The sequence below is a fragment of the uncultured Leptotrichia sp. genome, from assembly GCF_938036635.1.
GTDB classification, from domain to species: domain Bacteria; phylum Fusobacteriota; class Fusobacteriia; order Fusobacteriales; family Leptotrichiaceae; genus Leptotrichia; species Leptotrichia hongkongensis.
Genome location: NZ_CALHQO010000278.1, coordinates 1 through 7,320, shown reverse-complemented (window position 1 = coordinate 7,320; position 7,320 = coordinate 1). Strand labels below are relative to the sequence as shown.

The window sequence follows — 7,320 nt, the reverse complement described above, 5'->3', positions numbered from 1 at the left end:
AACTGCAATCATTCCATATTCTATTTGGTGAGGACAGCAAGATTTTCTCCGATGAAGAAAGCGTTGTACATTATGATATAGCAAAAGCTATTGAAGGAGAGGAGTCGCCAATGCAACAATATGTGTACGAACTGAAACAATATAAAGAAACACACACTGAGCGTTATAAGCAAATAGAGCAGACTAATGAGGGGTGGGAAATAGCGCAGGCAACAAATGGCACGGCATACTTTATTGTGAAAGCTCCTCGCTCGGCAAAACTTGCCATTAACATACACACAGCCGAAGATAGTCAATCAAAAGCCCAAATAATTTCTTTACTTGAACTGCTTGAAGCGATGCGAGTGGATGAGAGTGCCCAGCGTATTGCATTGCCAGATAATTGGCATCAACTCTCAGCTGATGCCATAAAAACATATAATCAATATTTTGTCCACATCAACAAGTCAAGAGCTGGTGATAAACGTACCCAAGCTCTTCAGATAATTGTAAAGCTATATAATAATGATACAATTTCTGAAAAATCGAAAGAGCTCCTAAAAAATACAAGAAAACTTGTTGATAAAGGAAGCCTCGATATCATCAAAAAAATATTAGCTATCGGACAGGAATTGGAAGAAAAAAAACCAAGACTATTCAATATTGAACAACAAGATATTGACGAAATTCTCAAGCGGGAAATCGGTAAACTCGTCACCAATGTAGAAAGTAAACAAGGAGAAGCATCAATTATATTAGCAACCATTAAGTAAAAACACCCCTATGAATAAGGAGTTATTAAAAGAGTATTTAAGCAATCGTTATCAAGGCTGGGAATCATTTCTCAATAACATTATTTTCCCCATTTTTGGCAAAGATGATTTTTTTAGTATTATTTATTGTCCTTGTAGGACGTTCAAAAATGGTTTATGTTAGTCTTTTACCTACAATATTTTATATACTTTTAAAAAAAAGAAAAAAGTATTTGTTAGTATTTTTGGTTCTTTGTGCAGTTGGTTATCCTCTTTTACCTACATCAGTTACAAAAAGAGTTCCATACATAATAAAATATAATGAAGATCCGTCTAGTAAGTTAAGAGTAATATTTTGGGGAGCAGGAATAGAAGAATTAAAAGAAAAGCCAATATACGGATGGAAAGCTCTTGATAGAAAAGAAGCAACGTTAAAGTATTACAAAAAACATGGAACTTTAGAATATGTAAAAACATGGTTTTTGAACGAAAAATTTTATAAATTAACAACACAGCATTATATTGCTACACATAATTCGTATTTGCAATACTTGCTAGATTATGGAATATTAGGCTTTGCATTTTTTATTTTAGTTTTAGTTCAAAATATGGTAATGTTGTTTAAAGTAAAATTTTATAAAAATAAAAAGGATTCTAAATACATAGCTTTTGAAATAGCGACAAAAGCTTCGTTGATAGCTTGGTTAATACAAGGGATGACAGATGATAATTTGAATAATAAACATATGATAATAACTTTAACAATATTATTTGTATTTAGTTGCTATTTATACAAATGCTGTGAAAAAAAAGAAAAAATTATAAAGTGAGGAACAATATGAAAGTATTGGTATTACATGGTCATTTGAGCATGGGAGGAGAAGAGAGAGTTTTACTAAATGTATTAAAAAATTTGGTTGAATTAAATTATGATGTTGATTTGCTTATAACTTGGGATCATAGGGGAAATAATTTATTTGAAAATGAAATTCCTAAAAAGGTGAATTATGAATTTTTATTTAAAAATTATGACGGAAAAAGTAAAATTATTAAAGAAATTTTTAGGTTACGGGCAAAAACGACATATTTAAAAAAAGTGGAAAAGAGAATAAAAGAAAAAAAATATGATATTGTTATAGATTATTCTTCAAATTTATTGAAATATAATAATTTTGATATAAAAGTGCCTGTATTTGCCTGGATTCACTTCTCGCTTACTTTTGGAGAAAAACTAAGTGCAGACAAAATAGAAAAATATAAAAAACAATATAAAAAATATGATAAGATACTGGCAATCTGTGATACAATGAGAGATGAATTTGTGGAAATTTTAGGAATGGATAAAACTAAAGTGGAATTAGTTTATAATCCAATCAATCTTGAAAGAATCAAAGAAAAGGCAGAGAATCTAAATCCTGACTATGAAAAATACTTAAAAGAGGATTATTTTTTACAAGTATCACGGTTGACACAGCAAAAGCAGCCTGAACATCTAGTTGATATTTATTATAAATTAAAGCAACGAGGAATAAAGGAGAAACTTTATTTTATTGGAAACGGAGAAAAAGTAGAATTGATTAAGCAGAAAATTAAGCAATATAATTTGGAAAATGATGTAATCTTGCTTGGACAAATTGAAAACCCATATCCGTTTTTTAAAAATGCAAAATTATTTGTACATACTGCAAAATATGAAGGATTGCCGACTGTACTGCTGGAAAGCCTTGCTTTTGGAACGCCTGTTGTGGCCTATGACTGTCCTACAGGTCCAAAGGATATATTGGGGGAAAATAGTGAATACGGTGAACTGATTCCGTTAAATGATAAAGACATGTTTGTGGAAAAAGTTTATGAATTAATGAATAATAATAAAAAATATGAAAATTATAAAAAGCTGTCATTTGTGAGAGCAAATGATTTTTCAATGGAAAGTAATAAAATAAAACTAAAGGAATTAATTGAAAATATAAATTCCTAAAAAAAATAAATAGTTATTTAGAAGAATGTAAAGAAAGGTTACATAATGAGTATAGTAAATGGAATAAAATCTAAAATAATAATATGGCTATTTGGTACTAAAAAAAAGTATAAAGACATCGATTTAAAAAGAGTAAATACTATATTGCTTAATCCAAAGGATTCTATTGGGGATACGTTAATGTCTTTTTGTTATGCAAGGCAACTAAAAAAAATGTATCCTAGTGCAAAATTGGGAATTATAGTGACAGACAGAAATATGGAATTTACAAAACTGTGTAATGAAAATGAAAAAATAATTGATAGTATTGTAAAACGTAAGGATGTGCTTAAAAATCGTAAAAAGTGGGATTTATTATTGGATTTTTTGAGCAAGGAAAATACGAAGCGTATGATTTGGAAAAAAATATTAAGTCCAAAAATTACAATGATTTTTGGAGAAAGTGATGAGAAGCATTACTATAACAGAAAAAATTTAAAAAATTATGATTTTGACTGTACTCCACCAATCGAAACTCATATTATTGATTATCTTATAAATTCTGAATTTTCAAAATATTTTAAGATAAAAAATGAAAAGCCACACATAGAAATTTTAGAAAAAGACATTGTTAAAATGGAAAAATTTTGGAAATCTGATTCTGAAAAATTTGATTCAAAAATAAAAATTTTATTAGTTCCCCAAGGTAGCGATAGAGAAATGAAAGCTAAAGAGGTTGCCGAACTATTAAATAGCATTGAAAAAGAAATAAGAAAAAAAGTCAAGATTATCATGGGGAAAACAGCAGGAAGTGAAGAATATTACAAAAATTTGATGAGATATGTAAATACAGATTTGGATATTACTTTATCTGAAAAATTTAATATTAGGGAATATGTATTTTTTATGGCATTGGCTGATTTAGTAATAGGAGTTGATGGCGGTGCAATTCATATAGCTTCTTCGTTGAATAAACCTTTGCTGAGTTTCTATGCAAACGATAAATATAACTTATGTAGATGGTCACCAAAAACAACTGCTGATAGCTTGCAGGTAATTTCAAAGATACAAGGAAGCCATAATCAAACTTATAATTTTTCATTGTCAGAACCGATAGAATGGCTGAATAATAAGATAAATGAAATAAAAAAATTTAAGGGAAATTAATGGGATTATATGTTACCCTTGAATTAACGTAAATAACTGTAGTTATATAAGGAATAAAAATATAATGAGTAAAATAAACTGGAAATTTTACAGACCATACAGGGATAAGCTAATTGATAAAAAAAATGAAATTTTGAGCCGTATATTTGATAAAAATAAAAAAGATATTAATTTAGTACCTTCAAAAATAAAACGTATTTTATTTTTAAGAACAGATGGTAAAATTGGTGATTATATAACAAGTTCATTTATTTTTAGAGAGATAAAGAAAAATTACCCTAATATACAAATTGATGTTGTTGCCGATAAGTCTTTGGAAAATTTATTAAAACTAAACCCCAATATAGATAAATATTATATTCTTAATAGAAAAAAAATGCATGAGTGGAGAAATATCGTAAAAGTGTTGAGAAAAAATAAATATGATGTATTATTTGATTCAACTGAAGGATTAAAGTATAAGCAGGTTTATCTTTTGAACAGGGTAAATGCCATTGTAAATGTTGGATATAATAAAGATGACTATAAGATATATAACAAAAATATAAAACAGAATAACACTTTAAAAATGATTCAAATTTATAGACAGATGATGAAAAGTGTAAATGTTGAAATAAAAGACACAAAATATGACGTTCCTATTTCTGAAGAATCTAAAAAAAATGTAGCTAAATTTCTTGAAGAAAATAACGTGAAAGATAAAATAATAGCATTAAACTTTTTTGGAGCATCAAGAGGAAGAAAGATAAACGAGGAAAATGCGCTTATTATAATAAAAAGGTTGGGAGAAATGTATAAAGATTATACAATTATAATTCTAGATTCACCAAATGACAGGGAAACAATATATAATATCCTAAAAAAAACAGATAATAAAAATGTTTTATTTTTTGAAAAATCTAAAACAATCCTGGATTCTATATCAATAATTAATAGCAGTGATTTAGTAGTATCGCTTGATACTTCGATTTTACATATTGCCGAAGGATTGAATAAGAAAATAATGGCTTTTTATGGACCAAAAATCAATAAAAATAAATGGCGAATAAAAGAAGAAGAAAATATACTGATCGATTATACTGAAAGCCGAATTAATGATGTGGATTTTGAAAAAGTATTTGATAAGTTAAGTTATGAAAATAATCTATCTGCTATTTAGGAATTTAAAATATGAAATGGGAGAAATACTTATGAAACTATCTGTAGGAATAATAACTTTTAATGAGGAAAACAGAATTGGGAAAACTTTGGATTCGGTAAGAGAAATAGCTGACGAAATAATAGTTGTAGACAGCGGAAGTAACGACAGAACTGTGGAAATTGCACTTGCGAAGGGAGCAAAAGTTTTTGTGGAAAAGTGGAAAGGATATGGACCGCAAAAAAATTCTGTTTTAAAAAAATGTAAGGGTGAATGGATTTTATTAATAGATGCTGACGAAGTAATATCGCCACAGCTGAAAGCAAAAATAAAATCAATTATAAACAGTGAAAATCCATCAAGTGATGTTTACAAAATTAAACTGCGAAATATAGCTTTTAAAAAAGAAATAAAATTTGGCGGATGGGATGACTATGTAATCAGGTTATGGAAAAATGGAAAAGTAAAAATAAATAGCCGTGAAGTTCATGAACAATATCAAACTGACAGTCAAATAAAAAAAATAAAGGAAATGATAATCCATTATACTTACGATAGCATAGAGGAGTTTCTTGAAAAATTAAATAGATATACTTCACAAAGTGCTAAAGAATATATAAAAAAAGGTAAAAATCCAAGTTTTATAAAAATATATTCCAAAATGCTATTCAGGTTTATAAAGATGTATATTTTGCAATTGGGGTTTCTAGATGGCTATGAAGGGTATTTGCTTGCTAAATATAGCTCCATCTATACGATGACAAAATATACAAAATTACGTGAAGAATATTATAATAACTTAGGAAATGATACTTCCCTTGTTATTACTACATACAACTGGCCAAAAGCTTTGGAAGCTTGTTTAAACAGTGCATTAGATCAAACTGTTACACCAAAGGAAATTATAATTGCTGATGATGGCTCAAAGCAGGAAACAATAGATTTAGTAAAAAGATTTCAGCAAAGTTATCCTCAAAGCAATATTATCCATTCGTGGCAGGAAGATAAGGGATTTCGGGCTGGAATGTCTAGAAATAGGGCGATAAGCAAGGCAACGGGTAATTATATAATAATAATTGATGGCGATTTGATATTAAATAGGCATTTTGTTGAAGACCATATAAAAAATATGGAAAGAGGTTGTTTTATTCAAGGTTCACGAGTTATAACTTCACCATCTGTGGCAAAGGAAATAATGGAAGGCAAAAAAATAAATCTTTTTACAAAAGGACTTAAAAACAATATGAATATGGTAAGAAGTAAACTTCTTTCAAAAATTTTTACAAAAGTAGATAGAAATTTACGTGGAGTAAGATCTTGCAACATGTCCTTCTTTAAAGATGATTTAATTAGAGTAAATGGTTTTGAGGAAGAAATAGAAGGTTGGGGAAGAGAGGATAGTGAACTTGCCGTAAGGCTGTTTAATATTGGATGTAAAAAGAAAAAACTCAAGTTTGAGGCTTTGACTTGCCATTTATATCATAATGAAAATGATAGAAGCAGGTTGAAAAAAAATGATGAATATTTGGCAAAGGCAATAGAAAATAAAAAAACAAAAGCTAAGAAAGGGCTTGATAGATATGAAAGAAGTAACGCTGGTAATAACTAGCTGCGGAAGATTCGATTTGCTGGAAGAAACGCTTGACAGCTTTTTTGAATGCAATACTTATCCAATTAAAAAGATAATAATTACAGAAGACAGTACTGAAGGGAAAAAATTGGAGAGATTAATTTCAAAATATAACGATAAAAATAATAATTTCAAGCTTATAGTTAATGAAACACGGCTGGGGCAATTAAAGTCAATTGATAAGGCTTACCGTGAGGTTGATACTAAGTATATTTTTCACTGTGAAGATGACTGGAAATTTTTGAAAAAAGGTTTTATTGAAAAATCAATGGAACTGATGGAGGAAGATGAAAAAATTCTAGTTGTTGGACTACGTGATAAAAAAGATTTTGCAAAAGATTTTTTTTATGACGAAGACTATATTTCAAAAAATGGCGAAAAATATTATAGTGTAAAAGGTGAAATATTTACTTATAATCCAGCCCTAAGAAGAAAAAAAGATATGGACTTGTTTGGACTTCACGAAAAATTAGAAAATCAGAGATATGAAGAAGTTTTGTCTGATTTTTATAAAGAACATGGGTTTAAAACAGTATTTTTTAAGGAACCATATGTAACACATATTGGAAATAAAAGACATGTTCATTTTAGTAAAAATCGTAAAAATACTGTATTAAGATTTAAAATTGATAGATTGATAAAAAAAATCAGAGCAAAAATCTTAAAACTGAAAGGAAAGTTATAATTATATTTTAAT

The 7,320-nt window shown here is 28.3% G+C and carries 7 protein-coding genes; all 7 read left to right on the top strand.

What is annotated here, in order from left to right:
• Positions 1–752, top strand: a 752-nt coding sequence (locus tag Q0370_RS05410) for a hypothetical protein (protein WP_299573108.1), incomplete at its 5' end; no start/stop codon positions are given.
• 104 nt (positions 753–856) lie between these two features.
• Positions 857–1,561, top strand: a complete 705-nt coding sequence (locus tag Q0370_RS05405) for an O-antigen ligase (protein ID WP_299573105.1) — start codon at positions 857–859, stop codon at positions 1,559–1,561.
• An 8-nt stretch (positions 1,562–1,569) separates the two neighbouring features.
• Entirely contained in the window at positions 1,570–2,709 is a 1,140-nt protein-coding gene (locus Q0370_RS05400; RefSeq protein ID WP_299573102.1) for a glycosyltransferase, read from the top strand.
• A 45-nt stretch (positions 2,710–2,754) separates the two neighbouring features.
• Complete coding sequence (locus Q0370_RS05395; RefSeq protein WP_299573099.1) at positions 2,755–3,855, top strand: glycosyltransferase family 9 protein; 1,101 nt, start codon at positions 2,755–2,757, stop codon at positions 3,853–3,855.
• A gap of 64 nt (positions 3,856–3,919) precedes the next feature.
• The gene (locus Q0370_RS05390; protein WP_299573095.1) at positions 3,920–5,014 is read left to right on the top strand and encodes a glycosyltransferase family 9 protein; all 1,095 of its coding nucleotides are present in this window, start codon (positions 3,920–3,922) and stop codon (positions 5,012–5,014) included.
• Positions 5,015–5,045: 31 nt separating this feature from the next.
• Complete coding sequence (locus Q0370_RS05385; RefSeq protein WP_299573092.1) at positions 5,046–6,602, top strand: glycosyltransferase; 1,557 nt, start codon at positions 5,046–5,048, stop codon at positions 6,600–6,602.
• Positions 6,574–7,308 carry a glycosyltransferase gene (locus Q0370_RS05380; RefSeq protein WP_299573089.1) on the top strand — a complete coding sequence of 245 codons (735 nt, stop codon included), beginning with the start codon at positions 6,574–6,576 and terminating at the stop codon, positions 7,306–7,308. Before Q0370_RS05385 ends, Q0370_RS05380 begins: the two co-directional genes overlap by 29 nt.
• Positions 7,309–7,320 lie beyond the last annotated feature (12 nt).